Source organism: Nocardiopsis sp. iso_25, assembly GCF_056173305.1.
Genome location: NZ_CM149667.1, coordinates 2,403,515 through 2,424,206 on the forward strand (window position 1 = coordinate 2,403,515; position 20,692 = coordinate 2,424,206).

The window sequence follows — 20,692 nt, forward strand, 5'->3', positions numbered from 1 at the left end:
GGCCACGTTAGGGAGCCCTCCGGGGGAGCAGCCCGACAGTTGCGGTCCGCCTCCGGTCGGGAACTCCGGCCTGCGGCCGCTCACGACGCACGGAGCCCGCCCCCTCCCGGCTGACTTCCGCCTCCGCTCCGGTGGAGCCCGGGTACGACCCGGCGTCAGCCGAGCTTCTGCGTTCCGATGACCGACAGCATCCGGAGCTTCTCGTGGCTCTCGCTGCCGGGAACGGCGGTGTAGACCCTCAGCGAGTGGGCCTGGCCCGGATCGACCAGCCGCTGGCAGGTCAGCTCCAGCGCGCCGACCTCGGGGTGCACGAAGTGCTTGACCTCGTGGGGGCGTATCCCGATCTCGTGGTCGCTCCACACCCGTCGGAACTCCTCGCTGCGGGCCAGCAGCAGTTCGGCCAGTTCGGCGGCGCGCGACCGCGGCCCGCGCAGGGTGACGAGCTCACGCAGCCCCGCGGCGTAGGTCCGGGCCAGGAACGGGTGCTCCTGCGGCGCGTAGATCCTCCGGGAGGCGGGATCGGTGAACCACCGGTACCCCGCACTGCGGGCGGGCCCCGTGAACCGCGTCGTGTCCCCGGTCAGCGCGACGCCCATCCGGGACTGGCGCAGGGTCTCGCCCAGCTCGGTGGTGATCTCGGCGGGTGTGTCGTCCAGGCGGTCGAGCACACGCAGGAGACCGGGGCCGATGTGCTCGTTGGACCCGCCCCTGGGCGGCGGATTGTGTCCGGCGAGGCGGAACAGGTGGTCGCGCTCGTCGAGCGACAGGTGCAGCCCCTGGGCGATCGAGGCGAGCATCCGGTGCGAGGGCTGGGGGCCGCGTTCGCGCTCCAGGCGGGAGTAGTAGTCGGTCGACATGTGGCACAACGACGCGACCTCCTCGCGCCGTAGCCCGCTGGTCCTGCGGCGCTGCCCGCGCGGCAGGCCGACGTCCTCCGGTTGCAGGGCCTGACGCCGGTTGCGCAGGAACTCCGCCAGCCCGGTGCGATCGATCACGACGTCCCTCTCCTCGGGTGCTGCCTGGTCCGTGGGGCCTGTCTACCGCCCGCGGACGGCGCCAGCCACGACCCGCCGATCCCCCCGTGAGCGGCGCAGAGGCGGCCCGGCGAGCCTGTGATCGGGAGGTCCTGGATAGGTCCGCGCCGTGCGCCCAGGATCGGTGCCAAGGCCCGAGCGGGACCCCGGAAGGCGAGCGGACGCGTGCTCGCCCACCGCCCCGACGCGCCGCCGCAGACCGCCTCGGAGCGGTCACCGGTGAACGCGACCGGCGCCCCGCCGGTGGCACGACCACCCGCACGACCGTCCGCTTCGGGAGCACCCGCTCCGGAACCGCCCGCTCCGGGAACACCCGCGCGGACCGGGGACGCCGGACCGGACCGGCGACGGGCATCCGGTGCCGGGCCTCCGGTGACGGGGACCCGGCGGCGACATCCAGACACGACATGAGGGAGAACGACCATGCCAAGTCGAATCATCGACATCACCGTGCCCGACCTGACCGGCAAGCGCGCCGTCGTCACCGGCGCCAGCGACGGGATGGGCCTGGCGATGGCCAGGCGGCTGGCCGCCGCGGGCGCCGAGGTGATCATGCCCGTCCGCAACGAGCGCAAGGGCGAGGACGCGATCGCCACGATCCGGCGGACGGTGCCCCGCGCGAACGTCTCGCTGCGCCGCCTCGACCTGTCCTCCCTCGCCTCGGTCGCCGCCCTCGGCGACACCCTGCGCGAGGAGGGCCTGCCGGTCCACATCCTCATCAACAACGCGGGCGTGATGAGACCCCCGAACCAGCAGACCACCACCGACGGCCACGAACTCCAGTTCGGCACCAACCACCTCGGCCACTTCGCCCTGGTGGGCCACATCCTCCCGCTGCTGCGCGCGGGCCGGGCGCGGGTGACCTCGCAGATCAGCGTCTCCGCGCGCCGCGGCTCCATCAACTGGGAGGACCTGAACTGGGAGCGCTCCTACAACGAGATGCGCGCCTACAGCCAGTCCAAGATCGCGTTCGGGCTCTTCGGCCTCGAACTGGACCGCCGCAGCACGGCGCACGGGTGGGGCATCACCAGCAACCTCTCCCACCCCGGGGTGGCCCCGACCAGCCTCCTGGCCGCCCGCCCCGAGATCGGCCGCGGCGAGGACACCCCCTACATCCGCCGGATCCGGGCCCTGTCTGCCCGCGGAATCCTGCTGGGCACCCTCGAAACGTCCAAGCTGCCCGCGCTCATGGCCGCGACCGACCCGGCTGCCAAGCGGGGCGCGCTCTACAGCCCCAGCGGCCTCGGGAGGCTGGGCGGCCCGCCGTCCGAGCAGCGGCTGTACCCGCCGCTGCGCAGCGCACAGGAGGCCGCGCGCGTCTGGCAGGTCTCCGAGGAACTGACCAGGGTCTCCTTCCCCGCCGCCGTCTGACCGCTGTCGTCTGACAGTCACCGCCTGCCCGCCAACGCCTGCACGACCGCCCCACGACCCCACGGAGACCGCATGAGTACAGTCGCCCCCCGCACGCCCAGACCCAGGAGCCCCTGGTGGGTGCTTATCGGCAGCGGCACCGCCAACGCCGTCGGCCCCCAGATGTACCTGGCCACCATCGGCCTGTTCGTACTGCCGATCGTCGAGGACACCGGCTTCAGCCGCACGACCGTCACCGGGGCCTTCTCGGTCGCGGCGGTCGGTATGGCGATCGGCCTGGTCATCGTCGCCCAGCTCGTGGACCGCTTCGCCGCGCGGTACATCCTCGTGCCGGGGTTCGTGCTGTTCGCGGCCTCGATGGCACTGATCGGGCTGGTGCCGCCGGTCGAGTGGGTCTACCTCATCCCGTGCTTCTTCGTGGGCTTCTTCGGGGCCGGGACGGCCGTGCCCGCCACCAGGGCGGTGGTGAGCTGGTTCGACAACAACCGCGCCCTCGCCGTCGGAGTGGTGACGGGCATCATCGGGCTGGGCTCGGCCCTGGCCCCGCTGCTGGCCGGAGCGCTCATCGAAGGCGTCGGATGGCGGACGGCCTACGGCCTCATGGCGCTGATCTCGGTCGTGGTGTCGGTCACGATGGTCACCCTGTTCGTGCGCGCCCGCGCCGAACGGCACGTGCGCGGACGACTCGTCCAGGAGACCCGGGTGGAGGGCCGCGAGGTCAGCCTCGAACTCCCCGGCCTGACGGTCGGCGAGGCGGTCCGCACCCGGCAGTTCTGGGCCATCGCGCTCGGACTGGGACTGGTCGGCGTCGTCGTCTACGGCCTCCAGGTCCATCTCGTGCCGATGATGACCGACCGCGGGCTGGGCGCCGACCAGGCCGCCACCCTGCTGGTCGTCTTCGGGCTCGCCTCGCTGGTGGGCCGGGTGGCGGGTGGCCTCATCCTCGACCGGGTGCACGCGTGCGTCATCGGTCCGATCGTGATGATCGCCCCCATCGCCGGGATGTTCTTCCTGGAACCGCCGTTCGGCGGCGCCGTCGTCGCGGTCGCCTTCATCGGCGTCGCCTTCGGCATCGAGGGAGACCTGCTCGCCCTGCTCATCACCCGCTACCTGGGCACGCGCTACTTCGGCCGCATCCTGGGCCTGGTCCAGGCCGCGTTCCTCCTGGGCAGTGCGCTGGGGCCGCTGCTCCTCGGGCTGGGGTACGACCTGCTGGGCTCCTACGACCCCGTCATCCCCGTCCTGATGGGCGTCCTCGTCGTCGGCGCGGTCCTCATCGCGACCCTGGGCCGCTACGTCTACCCCGCCGTCAACGGCTTCGACCGCCTCGCCGCCCGCGACGAACTCGCCGCCTCCGAGGTACTGAGCGACATCGCCGGGAGCGACGACGCCCACGGCTCCCCGGGCAGGCCGCGGGCCCAGGCCCACGGCTGAGCCGCCCCGGACCCGTACACCACCGGGCCGTCGCGGGCCCGGGCCACGGTCCCGTCTTGTCCGCCCGGTTCAGAACCCGTGGGCCCGCCGCCCGGCCCGGGCGGACGGCCGACACCGGAGCGCCGGGCGGCCGAGCGCCTCCAGCCCAGTCCGCGGCAGGACCATGTCAGCCATACCTGGCACCCCCGGGGTCCTCCCGACCCTGCGGGCGGTCAGGAACGAACCCCCGGAAGAAAGGGAGACCATGACCGAGCAGAACCCGTGGCCGACGCTGAGGGCGGGGCGGTCGACCGTCCTGGCCCAGTTCGGCCAGGCCCGAGCCGACCTGATGCAGTGGGCGCTGACCACCGGTGACGTGCTCGCCGACGCGGTCGTCACCGAGATGCACGAGATCGGGATGGGGCAGGCCAGGCCCGTGGTGAACCAGGGCATCCGGGAGGGCCTGGCCTCCCTCACCGACCCGCCCCCGGCACTGGCGGCGCTGCTGCGGCAGACCGAGAGCCCGCCCGACTACGTGGACGACGCCCTGCTCGACCGGGGCCCCATGCCGTTCTACACCTCGCCGCCGCCGGTGCACATCATCGCGCTCAACGCTGGCTCCCTGATCCGGGTATACGAGTCGCCGTCGATCTCCAAGGTGCTGACGACGACGGGACGGCTGGTCGAGTCCGCGCAGCGGCGCATCCAGGAGACCGGGGCGTGGCTCACCCAGACCATGCTGCCCGGCAGCCTCCGGGTCGGACAGCCGGGCTACGTGGCGACCCTGGAGGTGCGGATGCTGCACGCGCACATGCGAAGGCTCGCGCTGAACCGCGGCTACGACAGCTCGGCGGACGGCTGCCCGATCAACCAGGTCGACCTGGGGCGGACCTGGATGGACTTCACCCTGACCGCCTACACCGCCGAAGGGCTTCTCGGGTTCGGGTTGAGCAGCCGCGAGCAGGCCGACCTGTACCGCTACTGGTGGTACGTCGCCCACCTGCTGGGGATCGACGCGCGCCTGGTCGAGGGGATCACGGGCAACGAGGCCGCCGCACGCCTGGACGCCGTGTTCCAGACCGTGACCGGACCGGCAACGGAGGAGTCGGCCGTGCTGGCGGACGCGACGCTGGCCTCGGCGACCTCCGCGCTGCACGCGATGCTCAAGGTACCCGGCGAGTTGGCCCGACCGGCGTTGAACGCGATCGCCCGCCGGATCCACGGCGACGGAGCGTGCCAGGACCTGCGGATACCTCCGGCCCCGATCACCGACGCGTGGCTGGGCCCGGTATTGTCCGGGCTCGCGCTGGCGCGCGAACGCCGCCGCCGGGCCCCGGGGCGATGGCGGGCCGCGATCGACCAGAACCTGGCGGCCGCACGCGAACTGGCGGCCAGGCCAGGACAACCGACCGCCTACCAGCGCGGTGCGACCGGTTCCGAGGACTGAGGGAGCGGCCGCGAGTACGGGCGCTACGGGCCGGAGGGATTCCAGCAGGCCAAGGGACTGGTGTTCGGCGCTGACGCTGTCGGCTCCGGTGGATACCGCTGACGGAAGCGGCGCGGTCCGCGGACTACTGCTGGCGGGGGTCCTGGTTCCAGGAGCCGTGCTGCGGTGGCTGCTGCCCGTAGGGCTGCTGCGGGTACTGCTGGGGCGGGTAGTAGCCCTGGTTCACCTGATGGTGCGGGTGGTGGGTGTGTTGCTGTGTGTGCCCCTGACCGGCGGCCTGGTTGCGGAACGCGAAGAACCACTGGGACATGGGCCGGTGCAGCAGGACCACTCCGGCGATGGCCAGGGGGAGCAGGAGCAGCGCCCAGAGGACGCTGTTTCCGCCGAGCAGCATCATGGACTGCAGCACGACCTGGATGATGAGGACGACCTTGGACGTGGTCCGGGCCCAGGAACGGCCACGGGTGACCGGGAACGCCGTCACCGCCATGAGCACGCCGATGACGGTATGGGGCAGCGAGTAGCCGAACGCGTACCCCGGCTCGACGCCGAACACGGGCGCGGTGGTCATGTTGATGACGAGCACGGCCAACGAGATGGCAGCGGAGATCCAGAGCACCGCGGCCAGGCCCCGCACCGGCCCGGGGACGGGGATCCGCTCCGGGAACGTGGTCGGGCCGTGCTGTGGGGGCTGGGGTTGCATGGGGGCCTTTGCTGTCGGGGGAGGGGCGGGCGGAGAACGGCGGGGCAGGAGTCCGCCACGGTTGGCTCATACCGTGCCCCGTATGATGGGTTTCCACGGCGGCAGAGCCGTCGAAGCGGAATCAGAACGTAGTTTAGTGTCCGTTCTGACACGCATCGTGGCGGATCTCCTGGCCACATGTGGCCGTGTGCGCTTCCGCCGAGCCCGGGGCGGCCCCGCCTGGTGTACGACGGCCCTGCCCGGCGCCCGTGCTCCCGAGCGGGGACGCGGGCGTACGAGTGGACCGGGCCCCGCTCCGGAACCGGGAGCGCGACGCCGCCGGGGGCGGGGACTCGGTCGGGACCGCCGACGGTCGCCCGCCCGAGGCTCCCGGCGATCCCTCGGGCGGGGCCCGCTGCCAGTACCGGACCGCTTCGCGCGTCACCGCGTGCGGTGGTTCACCTCGCAGCCGGGGTCGGCGGGGACGGCGGCGTGTCCAGTCCCGCTTCCTCCCCTCGGTCCGGACCGAGGCCGGGCTCGGCTCCAGGACCGGCACCGGGGTCGGGGCCCGCAGCGCCGGAACGGTAGCGCTCGTCCTCGCGGAGCCAGCGCACCAGGGAGGCGGCGACCAGGCTCAGGATGAAGATCAGCGGGAAGGCGGTCACGACCGACAGGGTCTGCAACGCGTCGGTGCCTCCGGCCGACATCACCGAGACCGACACCGCCGCGAGGACGACGGCCCAGAGCACGCGGTTGGACCGGGAGGGCTCGACCTCGTTGGGCAGGTCACGGGAGGTGGCCGAGCCCATGATGTAGGACGCGGAGTCCAGCGTGGTGGCCAGGAAGACCAGCAACAGCAGCAGGAACAGCGGGGTGATGATCCAGCTGAGCGGGAACGCCTCCAGCGTGGCGAAGATGGCCGGGACCGCGCCCTCGGACTCCAGGGTGTCGACGATGGGCGCCTGCCCGCTCAGCTCGAAGGCCATGCTGGAGTTGCCGAGCAGCGCGAACGAGAGCCAGCAGCCCAGGCTGCCGAAGCCGCACATGCCGACGATGATCTGCCGGACGGTGCGCCCCTTGGAGATCTTGGCGCAGAACATGCCGACGAAGGGCCCGTAGGAGATCCACCAGCCCCAGTAGAAGACCGTCCAGATCTCCTCGAAGCCGGACCCGCCGACCGGGTCGGTATAGGTGCTCATCCGCACGATGTTCTGGGCGAGCATGCCGACGCTGTTGGTGAAGGTGTCGATGACGAAGACCGCCGGGCCCAGCACCAGGACCAGGACGCCCAGGGCGGCGGCCAGGTAGAGGTTGAGGTTGGCCAGGCGCTTGAGGCCGCGGTGCAGGCCCAGGGCGACGCTGCCCCCGAACAGCACGGTCCACAGGCCGATGACGATGGTGTTGAGGGTGGCGCCCGGCTCGAAGCCCAGCATGCGGGAGGCGCCCTCGGCGACGGTGGGCACGGCCAGGGCCAGCGAGGTTCCCGCCGCCCCGATCATCCCGAGGATGAAGAAGACGTCGATCAGGCGTCCCGGCCAGCGGTCGACGCGGTCGCCGAGCACCCCGCGGCAGGCCTCGCTCAGGCGCAGGCGGCGGATTCTGCGCACGTGGTAGGCGTAGGCCAGGGCCAGGGTCGGGACGCAGAAGACCGCCCAGGCGGTGGGGCCCCAGTGGAAGAGGGGGTAGGTGGCCGACCACTCGGCGGCCTCGGCGCTGTGCGGTTCGAGTTGGAACGGGGGGTCCACGTGGTAGTGCGCCCACTCGATGATCCCCCAGTACATGAGGCCGCCGCCGATCGCGGCGGTGAAGATCATCGCCAGCCAGGTGGGTGTGGAGAACTCGGGGCGGTCGTCGGGGCCGCCCATCCTGATGCGGCCGTGCCTGCTGAAGAGCAGCCAGCCGAGCAGTACCGCGAGTCCGACGACGAACCACATGTACACCCAGCCCAGGTCGGACTGTAGCCAGGACAGGACCTCGCCGAGCAGGCGTTCACCCGTCTGCGGCGCGATCACGAACGGCGCGCTGAAGCCGATCACCATGATCAGCGCGGGCCAGAAGACTTTGTTGTCGATGTTCCAGCGGATAGCTCGGGTCACCTCCGGGGTCGAGGGCGTGGACCATCCAGTTACTACTGTGTTGCGCTTGACTAATCAACCAGTCAGAATCGCCTCACCGCTGTTCCCGCCTGCTGCCGTGCGCTGCTGTTATGAGGGAAAGCGTTTGTTAGCAAGGGTTTCGTGGGTAGTGGGGCGCACGGGCCGATACCTGTGTAACGAAGTGACAACCACGTCCGCGTTGCGAAAATCGCCATCGTGCTGTTACGTTCCCACCGTGAGCGACAACGTGGCCGACGACGTGCGCGGCAGGGCCCGCGAGGCGATCCGCCGATCCGGCCTCTCCCAGCGCCAGTTCGCGACCAGACTCGGCATCGACCCCAGCAAACTCTCCAAGTCCCTGACCGGCACCCGGCGCTTCACCGCCCTGGAACTGGCCGGTATCGCCGACGAGACCGGGGTGACGGTCAACTGGCTGCTCAACGGCAAGGACGACGCCGAGACGGTCTCGGCGGTACCGCGCGACTCCTCGGCGGTGCGGCCGACCTCCGCGAGCCTGGCGGACCACCCCACGGCCGCCCGGGAGCACAGCCGCAGACTCCAGATCATCGAGGCCGCGTGGACCCTCATCGCCGAACGCGGCTTCCACTCGGTCCGCGTCGCCCAGGTCGCCCAGGCGTGCGGGACGTCCAGTGCCACCGTCCACTACTACTTCCCGACCCTCAACGACCTGCTGGTGGAGGCGCTGCGCCACTCGGTGAAGCAGGCCTTCGACCGCCAGGTCGCGGGGCTGCACACCATCGAGGACCCCTACGAGCGCCTCCTGCGGCTCATCGAACTCCAGCTCCCCGACTCCGAGCGCCTGCGGCTGGAGTGGTCGATCTGGCTCCAGGTCTGGACGGCGGCGGCGCTGGACCCGGGGATGCGCGGGCTGCACGCCGACTCCTACCTGCGCTGGCACGAGACCATCGCCCGCACCCTGCGCGAGGGCAGGGAGAGCGGGGTCTTCGCCGACTTCGACGTCGAGGAGATGACCAGACGCCTCACCGCCCTCATCGACGGCATGGGCATCCAGGTCATGACCGGGATGCCCGGGCGGTCGGTCGCCCACATGCGTGACACCCTGCGCTCGGTCATCGACAGCGACGTCCTGGGCCGCCGCCGGGCCCCGGGGGACAGCGATATCCCACGTGGCAACAACGTCCCAGGTTTCAGCGGTATCCCAGGCAACGGCGACCTCCCGGGCGGCAGCGACGCCTCGGGCCCCAGCGGCGCCCCGGGGGACTGAGCCGACCCGCACCCGACCCGGCCCTAACCCCTTCCAGACCCTTCCGGAGCCCCGACCTCGGTTCCGCGCGCCCGAAAACGCCCCATCCGGCCCCCGAGGGCCGCCCGTTCACAGAACCCGCAATGCCGCACACACGGAGACGGAGCACCGCCATGAGCGACACCATGAACCCCAAACCCATCCTGACCTGCGCCCTCACCGGCGCCGGGGACACCGTCGGCCGCAGCGAGCACGTGCCGGTGACACCCGAGCAGATCGCCGCCGCCGCGGTCGAGGCCGCCGGGGCCGGCGCCAGCGTGGTGCACATCCACGTCCGCGACCCCGAGACGGGCGCCCCCTCCCGGGACAACGCCCTCTACCGGGAGGTCGTCGACCGCATCCGCCAGACCGGCGTGGACATCGTCATCAACCTCACCGCGGGCATGGGCGGCGACCTGGTCATCGGCCAGGAGGACCCGCTCAAGTTCGAGGAGGGCACCGACCTCGTCAACGGCCTGGACCGCCTGCCGCACGTGGAGGAACTGCTGCCCGACATCTGCACCCTGGACTGCGGCAGCCTGAACTTCGGTGACGGGAGCCAGGTCTACATCTCCACCCCGGACATGCTGCGCGCGGGCGCCAAGCGCATCCAGGAACTCGGGGTCCGCCCGGAACTGGAGATCTTCGACACCGGCCAGCTGTGGTTCGCCAAGACCATGCACGCCGAGGGCCTCATCGACGACCCGTCGCTGTTCCAGCTGTGCACCGGCATCCCCTACGGGGCGCCGTCGGACCCGGGCGTCCTGCAGTCGATGGTGAACCTGCTCCCCGAGGGCGCGCAGTGGGCGAGCTTCTCCATTGGCCGCAAGCAGATGCCGTGGGTGGCGCAGTCGGTGCTGCTCGGCGGGCACGCCCGGGTGGGGCTGGAGGACAACCTCTACCTCAGCCGCGGGGTGAAGGCCACCAACGGCCAGCTCACCGAGAAGGCCGTCAACATCATCGAGCAGCTCGGCGCCCGCGTGGCCACACCGGCCGAGGCCCGCACCATGCTCGGGCTCCGCAGCGCCGCCTAGCCGCCGTCCCACACGAACCGCCGACCACACGAGGAGCACGATGACGGAGAACGCGAGAACCACCCCCGAGGCCGTGCGCACGGTCGCCTGCGTCGGAGCGGGGGTCATCGGGGGCGGCTGGGTGGCCCACTTCCTGGGCCGCGGCTACCGGGTGGTCGCCTGGGACCCCGCCCCGGACGCCGAGAGCAAGCTGCGCGGGCTGGTCTCCTCGGCCTGGCCCGCCCTGGAGGAGCTGGGCCTGGCAGAGGGGGCCGACACGGCGAACCTGCTGGTCGTGGACACGCTGGCCGAGGCCGTGGCCGACGCGGACTTCGTCCAGGAGAGCGCCCCGGAGCGCCTCGACCTGAAGATCGACCTGCTGGCCGAGATCGACGCCGCCGCCCCCGAGGGCGTGGTCGTCGCCTCGTCCACCTCCGGCTACAGCATGAGCGAGATGCAGGTGGGGGCCCGCACACCGGGGAGGCTCGTCGTCGGGCACCCGTTCAACCCGCCCTACCTGGTGCCCCTGGTCGAGGTGGTCGGCGGTGAGCGCAGCGAACGGTGGGCCGTCGAGTGGGCCTCGGACTTCTACCGCGCTGCGGGCAAGTCGGTGATCACCATGGACCGGGAGCTGCCGGGGTTCATCGGCAACCGGATCCAGGAGGCCGCCTGGCGCGAGGCCCTGCACATGGTCGCCGAGGGGGAGGCGACCGTCGAGCAGATCGACCTGGCGATGACCAGCGGACCCGGGCTGCGCTGGGCCTTCTTCGGCCCCTGCCTGACCTTCCACCTGGCCGGGGGAGAGGGCGGCATGGCGCACATGCTCGACCACTTCGGTCCGTCCCTGAAGTCCCCGTGGACCCGCCTGGAGGCGCCCGAACTCACCGCCGAGCTGCGCGACCGCATGGTCGCGGGCACGGACGAGGTCGTGGCCGGGCGCTCCACCGCCGAGCTGATCGCCCAGCGCGACCGCCGTCTGATCGCGGTGGCCCGCGCGCTGGAGGAGGTCGAACGCGCCGAGGCCGCCGAGGCCGCCGAGCGGGCGGGGGCGGACGCGTGAGCGCGACGCTCACCCAGAGGCTGCGGCCCGAGTGGATCGACTACAACGGCCACCTCAGCGAGGCCTACTACGTCCTGGTCTTCGGGTTCGCGACGGACGCGCTGATGGACCGGGTCGGCCTGGACGCCGCCTACCGCGAGCGGTCCGGCTGCTCGCTGTACACGGTGGAGGCGCACGTGCGCTACCTGCGCGAGGTCGCCGCGGACGACGAGGTCGAGGTCCGCACCCGGGTGGTCGGTCCGGGCCCGGACCGGCCCGGCGCCAAGAAGGCGCGGATCTGCCACGAGATGCGGGTCGGCGAGGTCCTGGTGGCGACCGAGGAGCTGATGGCGCTCCACGTCGACCAGGCCCTGGGCCGGGCGGTCCCCTTCCCCGAGGAGGCCGCCGCGCGCCTGGCCGCCCTCGCCGAACCCGCGCCCGACTACGCGGGCCGCGCCGTCGGGGGGTAGTCCGCCTTCGGCCCACGGGCGGCGAGGGCGACGACCATGCCGCGTCCGGCGTCCGGGAAGCCGTTGTTCGGTGCGGTCCCGGTGTCTCCTGGGACGGCCGGGGCGGGCGCCTGGGAAGCCGTCGCGCGGTGCGCCCCGGCGGGGAGCGTCTCGGCGGCGCCGCCGCGCGAGCACCCGGTCGTCGTGGGCGGCCGGGTGCTCCGCTGGTGGTCCCCCGTCCCGCTGACGTTTCGGGATCAGCCCGCGAGCATGCGGGGGACCAGGTAGACGAGCTCGAAGGCCTCGTAGGCCGCGCCGACGACGAGCAGCGCCAGCGCGGGCAGGCTCAACCAGCCGGCCTGCCGGAGGCCGTACAGGTAGCCGCGACGGCGGTCGGGGGCGCCGACCGCCGCGGGGCGCAGCCAGGCCCTCCCGAGGAGGTAGGCGCCGAGCATGAACAGGGCGTAGGCCTGGAACTCGATGACGACCGCCAGCGAGTGCGGGATCATCAGCGTGGCCGTGGCCTCGTCGAGGGGTGCGAGGATCACGCCGGTCTCGTACGCCTTGTAGGCGAACAGGGGGATCCCGGCGAAGGGCACGATCATCGAGGGCAGCATGATCCTCAGCACGGCGACGGTCAGCACGTTGACCCCGAAGATGATCAGGCCGAACAGCCAGGGGTTCGCGAACAGCTCACCCACCAGGTCGGCCGTCCCGTCCTCCTGCTGGGAGCCGACCTGGGCGGCGTTCAGCTCGGGGAAGGCCAGGGCCGCCCCCATGCCGACGAGGAACACGCCGTAGGCGATCGCGTTCATCACGAGGTAGGCGCCGAGGTTCGCGCGGATGATCCGGAAGGGCTTGTGAAGGCTTCGCATGTGTCTGGCTCCGTGTTCGACGGGGTCGGTTCGATGGGGTCGGGGGAGCCGCCGGGGCTCGCGGTACTCGGTGCCGCGCCGCGCGAACGCGCGTCCGCGGCGTCGGCGTTCAGTTGGCGCCGTCCAGCAGCGCGTTCCAGCGCAGCCGGGTCGCCCGTTCCACGCTGGAGGTCGAGGCGCACAACCCGAGCGCGACGTTGAGCCACAGCGGCAGGTCGACGGGTGAGGTGAAGGCGCCGAAGCGTTCTGCTATCGGCGGCACCTGCGAGACCGCCTCGACGATCTGCGGGACGACGAGAAGGACCGGCACGACCAGCAGGACCAGCGACACCGCCCTGACCAGGCGGCTCAGCGCCGGGCGCTCGCGGTCCAGGCGGGCGCGGCGGCCCTCCGCCGAGCGTTCGTCCGGAACGAGCTGGCGCTCGTCGCCCCCGGCGGTCACGTAGTGGCAGCGTTTGAGCCCGAAGGCCGTCGACTCCACCTCGACCACCCCTCCCGGCACCGGGAAGACCGCCGGGAGCGTGGACTCCAGGTGGTGCCTGCCGTCCAGGTAGAGGTGGGCCCTGCCCTTGCCGTCCTCGGTCATGACCCGCTGCCAGTAGGGCACGTCGACGGAGTAGACCGCGCGGTGCCCGTCGCCGTCGGTCAGGGGCAGGTGGAACAGGGCGCGGGAGAGCGGCTGCCACCAGCGGAAGCGTTTGAGCGGACGGCCGTTTCCGTCCTTGACCCGCTTGGCCGCCTCGCGCCGTCGGCGTTCCTTGATCACTTCGGGCTCCCTGTCCGCTCGTGAGTACCTGTGGCCGACCTGGCACGGAACCGGGGCCGCCGCATGCCCGTCGCCGCTGGGGGCGCACCCGGCATGCTCGGTCGCGAACCGGTCACGATCGGCGTTCGCCCCCATTCGAAAGGCTGCCCTCGGGGCAGGGTCAAGCCCGGGAGCCGTCCGGTGCCGGGGACGGCGGACGAACGGGGGCGAACGAGGGCACGCCGCTTGACCCGGCCCCCGGGGCAGGGTGTGGACTGGGTGTCCGCGTGGGGCGCGGCGCCGCCCGCGGTCGCGGCGGAGGAGGAGGCATCGCGTGGCCTGGAGTACTCAGCAGCTCGCCGAGCTGGCCAACACCACGGTGAAGGCCGTCCGGTACTACCACGAGGTCGGCCTGCTGGACGTGCCGGAGCGGACGGCGAACGGCTACAAGCAGTACCAGGTTCCGCACCTGGTCCGTCTGCTCCAGATCAAGCGCTTGAGCGATCTGGGCGTCCCGCTGTCGGAGGTGGCCTCGATGGGACGGGCGGACGAGGACCCGGACGAGGCGATCCGGGTGCTGGACAAGGAGTTGGAGGCGACGGTCGACCGGCTCAACCGCGTGCGGGCGGAGCTGGCCGTCATCCTGCGCCACCGCGCACCGGCCTACGTTCCCCCCGCGTTCGCGCCGGTCTCCCACGAGTTCTCCGACCGGCAGCGGTCGTTGCTGATGGTCTACTCGACCGTTCTCAGCGAGAAGTCCGTCGAGAAGTTCCGCGAACTGATCAGCGACCCCGACGAGACGGACGAGGAGTTCGAGGCCCTTCCCGAGGACGCGGACGACGCCGCGATCGACCGCCTCGCCGCGCGCATGCTGCCGGTCGTGCGCAGACGGAGTGAGGAGAACCCGTGGTCGGCCGACCCCGCCGGTGACGCGCCGGGCGGCGCGGAGCGCGCCGAACGCACGATGGCCGAAGCGATGGTGCAGTTGTACAACCCCGCGCAGCTGCGGGTGCTGAAACGTCTGAGCGACCTCCTCCGGGAGGAGGCTGCGGACGGGGGCGGCGACGCGACCTGACGCGGCGTCGGGGGCGGCCCGGAGCCCGGGGCGGTCAGCGCTCCAGGCCGTGCCCCTGGTGTGTCCGGGCCGGAGCGGGCCCGTTCGCGGCGGGCCGCCGGACCCTCACCAACTGCGCGAGCAGGGCCAGCACGGGCAGCTCCACCAGCGGTCCCACCACCAGCGCGACCGCGATCAGGGGCCGGTCGGGGAAGGCCGCGACCGCGATGGCCAGCGCGATGGGCGAGTTGCGGGCCGTGGTGGTCATGACCAGGGTGACCCCCTGGTCCGCCGGGAGGCGCAGCACCCGGGACAGGCCGGTGGCGATCAGGGGCAGCGCCACGAAGAAGACCGCCAGCGGCGGCAGCAGGGCGAGCAGGTCGGCGCCGTGCTCCAGGACGGTGCGGGCCTGCCAGGCGAACATCGCCAGCACGGCCGCGTACAGCAGCGGCAGGACCAGACGCGAGGCCGGTCCGGTGACGTACCGCTCGCGCCAGGCCGCCCCCTTGAACCGCTGCGAGGCCCACCGCAGCACCGCGGCCAGGGCCAGCGGGACGACGAGGACGAGCAGGACCGACTCGGCCAGGGTGGCGGCGTCGACCATGGCGGCCCGCCCGCCCAACAGCAGTACGTACACCGGCAGCAGCGCGAGCTGGAGGACGAGGTTGACCGGCAGCAGTGCGGCGGCGATGCCGGTGTGCCCGCGCGCCATGGCGGTGAAGACGAGATACCAGTCCGTGCACGGGGTCACCAGCAGCAACAGCAGACCGATGCGCAAGTCCGGTTCGCCTCCGAGCAGCCCCGCTCCCAGGGCCCAGGCCAGGGCCGGGGTGAACACGAAGTTGAGCACCAGGCTGACGGCGACCAGGGTCCTGGCGCGCCCGACCTCGCCCACGTGGGCGGCGTCCATCTGCACGAACACGGCGGTGAGCATCGCCAGCAGGGCGGGCAGCACCACGTGCTCGGCCGCCGGGCCGACGGGCAGCGCCAACCCGGCCCCGAGGCCGATCAGGGCGGCCAGGGCCACGAACAGGCTCTGGAGGCGTTCGGCCAGCGACATCGGTTCAGCGCTCCTCGGCGGTTTCGAAGACCCGTATCAACACCATGCGCCCACGGTAGGCCTTCGCGCCGCCCCGGGGGGCCGGGCCCGGTGCGCGTACGCCCGGCACCTCCGGGGCCGGGCCCCGGATCCGACGGTGGGGGTCAGTCGTCGTCGAGGTCGACGGTGGGCAGGGGCGTGACCGCCGGGCCGTTGAGCACGCTGCCGTCGGTGTCGTACCGGGAGCCGTGGCAGGGGCAGTCCCAGCTGGTCTCCGCCGCGTTCCAGGCCAGTCGGCAGCCCAGGTGGGTGCAGTTCAAGCTGACGGCGTGGAGCCCGCCCCGCTCGTCGCGGTACGCGCCGACGGAGTCGCCGTCGATCTCGATGACGCCGCCCTGGCCCCGGTCCAGGTGGCGGGCGTGGTGGGGGTACAGCCGGCCCAGGTGTCCGCCGACCATGTCCGCGCCGACCTTGAGGTTGTCCTTGATCAGCCGTCCCACGGCCTTGGCGTCACCGACGCGGGTCGCGTCGAACATCGCCAGCCAGCGGTTGTCGCGGCCCCGCAGGAGATCGCTCAGGATGACGGCGGCGGCGGTGCCGTTGCTCAGGCCCCACTTGTTGAACCCCGTCGCCACCAGGATCCGGTCGTTCATCGACGAACGACCGATGTAGGGCACCTGGTCGGCCGTGGTGTAGTCCTGACCGGACCAGCGGTACTCCACCGCGTCCACGTCGAAGGTGGACCTGGTCCACTGTTCCAGGTCGTCCCACAACGCCCGGGTGTCCTGCCCGGTGCCGGTCTCGTGACCGCCGCCCACCACGATCAGCCCGTTGGGGCCGCGGTCCAGCCAGGGGCGCGTGGACCTGCTGGGCGAGTCGATGGAGATCGCCATCTCCTGGGGTGCCGGACCGTGGAGCCGGGCCGCCAGCCCGAAGGACCGGAAGGGGCGGGTCCTGGCGAAGTACCCCCCGATCATGTTGATCGGCAACAGCGTCGCCACCACCACGGAGCCTGCGCGGACCGTCGCGTCGTCGGTGCGCACGCGCACGGTGCCGTCCCGCTCCTCGTCCACCTCCAGCACGCGGGTGTGCTCGAACACCTGGCCGCCGACCGCCGAGAGCGCCTCGGCCAGCCCGGCGACGTAGCGGCCCGAGTGGAAGTGCAGCTGGTGGTCGAACCGTACCGCCGCCTCGATCCCGAAGGGCAGGTCGGTCGTCTCCACCAGCGACGCCGGAAGGCGCAGGCGCTGGGCCGCGGCCGCCTCCTCCTCCAGGGTCCGGCGCTGCTCGGGGTCACGGGTGTAGGCCACGGCGGGCGCACGGGTGAGGTCGCAGTCGATGCCGTACTCACCGGCCAGTTCGGCGACCAGTTCCACCCCGGCCTGGTTGGCGTCGGCGTACACGCGGGCCAGGTCCTGGCCGTAGCGGTCGACCAGCCCCGCGTAGACCAGTCCGTGCTGGGAGGTGACCTTGCCGGTGGTGTGCCCCGTCGTGCCCCGTCCCAGGCGTCCCGCCTCCAGCACCGCGACGCTGCCCGCACCGGCCCGCCGCGCCAGCAGCGCGGTCGTCAGCCCGACGATGCCGCCTCCCACCACCGCGACGTCGACCTCCACGTCCTGGCTCAGACTGGGAAACTCCGGTCGGTTCTCCACGACCGTCCACACGCTCCTGTGCTGCATCCTCTGCCCCTCCCGATCAGGTCCAGGCGCCGTCGGCCCCCGTGCGACGGACAGCGCCTACACCAGCTACCCAGCGTTTTCGTTCGCTACCGCCGGGGTTCCGGGAAGGGCGTTGGCCCGTGCCACTTTCAGAACCGGGGGGAGGGAGCGCGGCGAGCCAACCGGAATCCATTGCGGAGAGTTCCGCGGTGTTTTCCGCTGTTCCGAGTTCCGTGCATGCGGGGGGTGAACTGCTGACAGGGGGCTGACGGGTTTCTGTGCCGGGGTGTTCGCCGGGGTGTTCGTCTAAGCGTGCGAACAGGGTGTGTGGTGCTGACAGGGCAGGTCAGGGGTGGTTTCGGGTGTTCGTTCGGGTGCCCCGACTTACAGCGTTCTGTTAGCCGTTTCTGGTGGGTGCGGGGGGCCTGCGGAGGGTGAAGGAACTTCGCCGGGGGGACGGGGCGCGATCACTGCTGGCTTCCGCGTTCGGCGGCCACGGAAAACCGCTCGACGGCTTCGCGGCGCCCTGACACAGTGACCCACCATGACGAGTTTCCAACTGGTGACCGCCGCGGACGTGCGGCTCATGCAGGGACTGGCGCAGCGCGTCACCGCGAGCCGCCCGGACCTGGTGAACAGCGACGCCTCGTTCGGCGAGCTGGCCTGGAACTGGGGCCGGGGGCACGTCAGCGACGGCGCGACCTGGCCGCGTCGGCTGTGGTTCTCCGGCGGGGAACTGGTGGCGTGGGGCTGGGTCCGCCTTCCGCGCCGGGTGAGGTTGAGCGACGGCTCGGTCAGGGACGTCACCGGCGCCTACCTGATGCACCAGGTCCACCCCGACCACGCCGGGCTGGTCGACGAGGTGATCGCATGGTACGACGCCACGGCGGCGGGCCTCGAACGCACGGTGCTGCCCAGCGCCGCCGACGGGTTCGCCCTGGAACGATGGGCGGCGCACGGCTACGGGACCGACCCCGAATCGCTCGGCGACAACGGGACCTGGACCCAGCTCAACGAACGCGACCTCACCGACGTGGAACAGCCGGTGCTGCCGACCGGGTTCCGGTTCCGCACCGCCGACGAGGCCGGGCCCGAAGCCGCGGTCCGGGCCCATCTGGACGCCTGGGCCCCCTCGGCGTACACCGCCGAGGCCTACCGGGGCGTCCGGCGAACGCCGGGCTACCGCGGCGACCTGCACGTCCTGGTGGAGGCACCGGACGGGACGATGGCGTCCTCGACGATCATGTGGCTCGACGATGCCAACGGGACCGTCGAGTTCGAGCCGGTCGGCACGCACCCGGACTACCGGCGCCGGGGGCTGGGCAGGGCGATGCTGCTGCACGGAATGCGCCTGGCGAGGGCGGCCGGGGCCACGCACGCGACGGTCGCCTGCCTGGGCGCGCCGGGGCACCCCGAGGCGCGCGGGCTGTACTACGGCGTCGGGTTCCGGATGCTCGTGCGGGACGCGCCGCTCATCAAGACCACGACCACAGCGTGACGCCCGTGTGACTCCTGATGCATGAGATGGGCGTGTGGTCCCTGGTGGCCTCGGGTAGGGGCGGGCCAGTCATCCGACAGGGAGGAGACCGGACATGAGCGTTCCGGAGGAGTCCAGGCCCAAGACCACGGACACCGACCAGGTCGTCGACGCCGACCACAGCGACGACGCCCGCGAGCCGGACACCCGAGGAGAACTGGAGGCCGAGCTCCAGGACAGGATGGAGGAGCAGGACCTCAGCCGCGAGGACTTCGGCACGGAGTGAACCGGCCACGGTCCCGGGACCGCACCGACCGACGGCGGCTCCGGGACCGGCCCGTCCGCGCGGCGAACGGATAGGCTCCCCGCATGGGCGACCCCTCCGCGCACGCCGCTCCCGAACCGCGGGACCCGTTCACCCTCCTGCGTCTGCGCGCCAACCGCAGTGACCGCGGCAGGAAGGTCCTCTTCGGCGTCCAGCAGGGCCTGGTTTTCGGGTTCGCGATGGGCCTGGCCGACGTCCTGTGGCTCGGATCCGGCCCGTGGGCCTCGCTCCTGTTCGGGGCTCTCGTCGGCACGTTCTTCGGCTCGTTCATGGCCCTGTTCGCCACTCCGCCGCGTCCGCAGGTGTCCCAGGACCCGGCGGTGCAGGCCGCCATCGTCCCCGAGACCCTGCGCGCCGCCACGGACCGGCTGATCCTCGGCCGACCCGGCGCCGACCCCGCAGCCAACCGTGTTGCCGCCCTCCAGGCCGAACAGATGCTCAACGCCCCCTCCGTGAAGACCCCGGTGGCGGTGGCGGCCCTCGTCGCGGCCGTCTGCGCCCTGGGCACCCTCGCGCTGCCCTCCGGTGGAACACTGGACTTTCCGCGCTCCCTGCTGGGGACGATCGCCCTGGTCTGTGTCCTGATCCCGTGCCTCATGCTCCCGGCGCGGCTCCTCCACCGGCGGCGCAGCAGGGAGTTCCTGGCTCTGTGCAACCCGTCCGACCGCGACCGCTCCGACTCCGGCCGCGACTGACCCGAGGCCCCGTCCGGGACCGCGCGTCGGCCCCGCCCGACCCCGCCCACAGGCGGATACGCTGTCCCGGTCCGCGCGAGGCGCGCGCGGACCCGCGAACAGCGAAAGCGAGAAGATGAGCCCTTCGATCGCCACCAACACCCGTGTCGACCTCGACGGCCTGCTGGAGTTCGTGCGTCCCCGCCACCACGCGCTCCTCATCACCCGCCGCGCCGACGGCGGGCCCCAGGCCTCCCCGGTGACCTGCGGCGTCGACACCCAGGGCCGGATCGTGGTCTCCACCTACCCCGAGCGCGCCAAGACCCGCAATGCCCGGCGCGACCCCCGGGTCAGCGTCCTGGTCCTGTCCGACGACTTCGACGGCGCCTGGGTCCAGGTCGACGGCGAGGCCGAGGTCATCGACGGGGAGGACGCGGTCGAACCCCTGGTCGAGTACTTCCGCGTGATCTCCGGCGAGCACCCCGACTGGGACGAGTACCGCGAGGCCATGCGCCGCCAGGGCAAGTCCCTCGTCCGCGTCACCCCGAAGCGGTGGGGCCCGGTCGCCACCGGCGGCTTCCCCGCCGGCCGGGTCTGAGCCCGTCCGCCGAGCGCGGGCCCGGTCCGGGACGGGGTTCCGCCGACCGGACCCGGACCCGGGCCCGGCCGTGTGGCCGCCGCGGCCTCCGGGTCACCGCCCCGCGGGCGGCGGCCGCCAGTCGTCGTCCGGAGGCACAGCCCCGCGGTCCGGCGGGTCCCCGCCCTCGGGCGGCGGCTTCCAGTCCTCACCGGACGAGGCTCCTGTGGTCCCCTCCCCGGGCCGGGCGGTCCCCAGACCCGGCATGCTGCCCCTGTCCCAGCCGGTCGGGTACCGCCTGCCCTCGGGCCGCTCCTTCCAGTAGTCCGGCGAGCGCACGGCCTCCTGCTTGCGGATCGTGTCCCTGCGGATGATCCACAGCACGAGGAATATCACCCCGATCGGGATCACGAGGGCCATCAGGATTCCGAACAGCGCGCCGGGTGTCGCCCACTCCATC

Annotated in this window: 20 protein-coding genes; 12 read left to right on the forward strand and 8 right to left on the reverse strand. The window is 72.2% G+C overall.

The window, feature by feature from the left end:
* Positions 1-155: 155 nt before the first annotated feature.
* On the reverse strand, positions 156-995 hold the full coding sequence (locus AC0VX6_RS10365; RefSeq protein ID WP_274977324.1) for a helix-turn-helix transcriptional regulator: 840 nt from the start codon (positions 993-995) through the stop codon (positions 156-158).
* 462 nt (positions 996-1,457) lie between these two features.
* Here AC0VX6_RS10365 and AC0VX6_RS10370 point away from each other — a divergent pair, with 462 nt between their 5' ends.
* From AC0VX6_RS10370 to AC0VX6_RS10380, 3 genes are all read left to right on the forward strand, one after another.
* Positions 1,458-2,405 carry an SDR family oxidoreductase gene (locus AC0VX6_RS10370; RefSeq protein WP_475468349.1) on the forward strand — a complete coding sequence of 316 codons (948 nt, stop codon included), beginning with the start codon at positions 1,458-1,460 and terminating at the stop codon, positions 2,403-2,405.
* 72 nt (positions 2,406-2,477) lie between these two features.
* Complete coding sequence (locus AC0VX6_RS10375; protein ID WP_274977326.1) at positions 2,478-3,839, forward strand: MFS transporter; 1,362 nt, start codon at positions 2,478-2,480, stop codon at positions 3,837-3,839.
* Positions 3,840-4,083: 244 nt separating this feature from the next.
* Positions 4,084-5,265, forward strand: coding sequence for an oxygenase MpaB family protein (locus tag AC0VX6_RS10380; RefSeq protein ID WP_475468351.1), 1,182 nt, complete (start codon positions 4,084-4,086; stop codon positions 5,263-5,265).
* A 124-nt stretch (positions 5,266-5,389) separates the two neighbouring features.
* On the opposite strand, the gene AC0VX6_RS10385 is transcribed toward AC0VX6_RS10380, so the two are convergent.
* Both AC0VX6_RS10385 and AC0VX6_RS10390 read right to left on the reverse strand, forming a co-directional pair.
* Positions 5,390-5,968: a hypothetical protein gene (locus AC0VX6_RS10385; protein ID WP_475468352.1), complete on the reverse strand. Its 579-nt coding sequence runs from the start codon at positions 5,966-5,968 to the stop codon at positions 5,390-5,392.
* Positions 5,969-6,405: 437 nt separating this feature from the next.
* Positions 6,406-8,043: a BCCT family transporter gene (locus AC0VX6_RS10390; protein WP_274977328.1), complete on the reverse strand. Its 1,638-nt coding sequence runs from the start codon at positions 8,041-8,043 to the stop codon at positions 6,406-6,408.
* Between the two features lie 235 nt (positions 8,044-8,278).
* Between AC0VX6_RS10390 and AC0VX6_RS10395 the strand changes: the two genes are divergently transcribed.
* The 4 genes from AC0VX6_RS10395 (at position 8,279) to AC0VX6_RS10410 (ending at position 11,829) form a co-directional block, all read left to right on the forward strand.
* Positions 8,279-9,289: a TetR/AcrR family transcriptional regulator gene (locus tag AC0VX6_RS10395; protein WP_475468354.1), complete on the forward strand. Its 1,011-nt coding sequence runs from the start codon at positions 8,279-8,281 to the stop codon at positions 9,287-9,289.
* Between the two features lie 152 nt (positions 9,290-9,441).
* Entirely contained in the window at positions 9,442-10,341 is a 900-nt protein-coding gene (locus tag AC0VX6_RS10400; protein ID WP_274977330.1) for a beta-keto acid cleavage family enzyme, read from the forward strand.
* A gap of 40 nt (positions 10,342-10,381) precedes the next feature.
* On the forward strand, positions 10,382-11,380 hold the full coding sequence (locus AC0VX6_RS10405) for a 3-hydroxyacyl-CoA dehydrogenase NAD-binding domain-containing protein (RefSeq protein ID WP_274977331.1): 999 nt from the start codon (positions 10,382-10,384) through the stop codon (positions 11,378-11,380).
* Positions 11,377-11,829 (forward strand): thioesterase family protein, encoded by a 453-nt coding sequence (locus tag AC0VX6_RS10410; protein WP_248769774.1) that lies wholly within the window; start codon positions 11,377-11,379, stop codon positions 11,827-11,829. Before AC0VX6_RS10405 ends, AC0VX6_RS10410 begins: the two co-directional genes overlap by 4 nt.
* A 236-nt stretch (positions 11,830-12,065) precedes the next feature.
* On the opposite strand, the gene AC0VX6_RS10415 is transcribed toward AC0VX6_RS10410, so the two are convergent.
* Both AC0VX6_RS10415 and AC0VX6_RS10420 read right to left on the reverse strand, forming a co-directional pair.
* On the reverse strand, positions 12,066-12,683 hold the full coding sequence (locus AC0VX6_RS10415) for a stage II sporulation protein M (protein WP_274977332.1): 618 nt from the start codon (positions 12,681-12,683) through the stop codon (positions 12,066-12,068).
* 109 nt (positions 12,684-12,792) lie between these two features.
* Complete coding sequence (locus tag AC0VX6_RS10420; protein WP_475468357.1) at positions 12,793-13,449, reverse strand: hypothetical protein; 657 nt, start codon at positions 13,447-13,449, stop codon at positions 12,793-12,795.
* A 313-nt stretch (positions 13,450-13,762) separates the two neighbouring features.
* On the opposite strand from AC0VX6_RS10420, the gene AC0VX6_RS10425 reads away from it, so the two are divergent.
* Complete coding sequence (locus AC0VX6_RS10425) at positions 13,763-14,503, forward strand: MerR family transcriptional regulator (RefSeq protein ID WP_274977334.1); 741 nt, start codon at positions 13,763-13,765, stop codon at positions 14,501-14,503.
* A gap of 34 nt (positions 14,504-14,537) precedes the next feature.
* Here the strand turns inward: AC0VX6_RS10425 and AC0VX6_RS10430 are convergent, their stop codons facing one another.
* The gene (locus AC0VX6_RS10430; protein ID WP_475468358.1) at positions 14,538-15,542 is read right to left on the reverse strand and encodes an arsenic resistance protein; all 1,005 of its coding nucleotides are present in this window, start codon (positions 15,540-15,542) and stop codon (positions 14,538-14,540) included.
* Positions 15,543-15,685: 143 nt separating this feature from the next.
* Positions 15,686-17,200, reverse strand: coding sequence for an FAD-dependent oxidoreductase (locus AC0VX6_RS10435; RefSeq protein WP_475468360.1), 1,515 nt, complete (start codon positions 17,198-17,200; stop codon positions 15,686-15,688).
* A 523-nt stretch (positions 17,201-17,723) separates the two neighbouring features.
* On the opposite strand from AC0VX6_RS10435, the gene AC0VX6_RS10440 reads away from it, so the two are divergent.
* From AC0VX6_RS10440 to AC0VX6_RS10455, 4 genes are all read left to right on the forward strand, one after another.
* Positions 17,724-18,677, forward strand: coding sequence for a GNAT family N-acetyltransferase (locus AC0VX6_RS10440; protein ID WP_475468362.1), 954 nt, complete (start codon positions 17,724-17,726; stop codon positions 18,675-18,677).
* Positions 18,678-18,771: 94 nt separating this feature from the next.
* Entirely contained in the window at positions 18,772-18,942 is a 171-nt protein-coding gene (locus AC0VX6_RS10445; protein ID WP_013152394.1) for a hypothetical protein, read from the forward strand.
* A gap of 83 nt (positions 18,943-19,025) precedes the next feature.
* Positions 19,026-19,676 carry a hypothetical protein gene (locus AC0VX6_RS10450; RefSeq protein ID WP_475468363.1) on the forward strand — a complete coding sequence of 217 codons (651 nt, stop codon included), beginning with the start codon at positions 19,026-19,028 and terminating at the stop codon, positions 19,674-19,676.
* Between the two features lie 115 nt (positions 19,677-19,791).
* A complete protein-coding gene (locus tag AC0VX6_RS10455; RefSeq protein ID WP_475468365.1) occupies positions 19,792-20,253 on the forward strand; it encodes a PPOX class F420-dependent oxidoreductase in 462 nt (153 codons plus the stop codon).
* A 93-nt stretch (positions 20,254-20,346) separates the two neighbouring features.
* Here the strand turns inward: AC0VX6_RS10455 and AC0VX6_RS10460 are convergent, their stop codons facing one another.
* Positions 20,347-20,691 (reverse strand): hypothetical protein, encoded by a 345-nt coding sequence (locus tag AC0VX6_RS10460; RefSeq protein ID WP_274977340.1) that lies wholly within the window; start codon positions 20,689-20,691, stop codon positions 20,347-20,349.
* Position 20,692: the final 1 nt, after the last annotated feature.

Excerpts from the sequence above, each read along its gene's own strand:
- AC0VX6_RS10370 (WP_475468349.1), top strand. The coding sequence starts at position 1,458 with ATGCCAAGTCGAATCATCGACATCACCGTGCCCGACCTGACCGGCAAG.
- AC0VX6_RS10375 (WP_274977326.1), top strand. The coding sequence starts at position 2,478 with ATGAGTACAGTCGCCCCCCGCACGCCCAGACCCAGGAGCCCCTGGTGG.
- AC0VX6_RS10380 (WP_475468351.1), top strand. The coding sequence starts at position 4,084 with ATGACCGAGCAGAACCCGTGGCCGACGCTGAGGGCGGGGCGGTCGACC.
- AC0VX6_RS10385 (WP_475468352.1), bottom strand. The coding sequence starts at position 5,968 with ATGCAACCCCAGCCCCCACAGCACGGCCCGACCACGTTCCCGGAGCGG.
- AC0VX6_RS10400 (WP_274977330.1), top strand. The coding sequence starts at position 9,442 with ATGAGCGACACCATGAACCCCAAACCCATCCTGACCTGCGCCCTCACC.
- AC0VX6_RS10405 (WP_274977331.1), top strand. The coding sequence starts at position 10,382 with ATGACGGAGAACGCGAGAACCACCCCCGAGGCCGTGCGCACGGTCGCC.
- AC0VX6_RS10415 (WP_274977332.1), bottom strand. The coding sequence starts at position 12,683 with ATGCGAAGCCTTCACAAGCCCTTCCGGATCATCCGCGCGAACCTCGGC.
- AC0VX6_RS10430 (WP_475468358.1), bottom strand. The coding sequence starts at position 15,542 with ATGTCGCTGGCCGAACGCCTCCAGAGCCTGTTCGTGGCCCTGGCCGCC.
- AC0VX6_RS10435 (WP_475468360.1), bottom strand. The coding sequence starts at position 17,200 with ATGCAGCACAGGAGCGTGTGGACGGTCGTGGAGAACCGACCGGAGTTT.
- AC0VX6_RS10440 (WP_475468362.1), top strand. The coding sequence starts at position 17,724 with ATGACGAGTTTCCAACTGGTGACCGCCGCGGACGTGCGGCTCATGCAG.
- AC0VX6_RS10445 (WP_013152394.1), top strand. The coding sequence starts at position 18,772 with ATGAGCGTTCCGGAGGAGTCCAGGCCCAAGACCACGGACACCGACCAG.
- AC0VX6_RS10450 (WP_475468363.1), top strand. The coding sequence starts at position 19,026 with ATGGGCGACCCCTCCGCGCACGCCGCTCCCGAACCGCGGGACCCGTTC.
- AC0VX6_RS10455 (WP_475468365.1), top strand. The coding sequence starts at position 19,792 with ATGAGCCCTTCGATCGCCACCAACACCCGTGTCGACCTCGACGGCCTG.
- AC0VX6_RS10460 (WP_274977340.1), bottom strand. The coding sequence starts at position 20,691 with ATGGAGTGGGCGACACCCGGCGCGCTGTTCGGAATCCTGATGGCCCTC.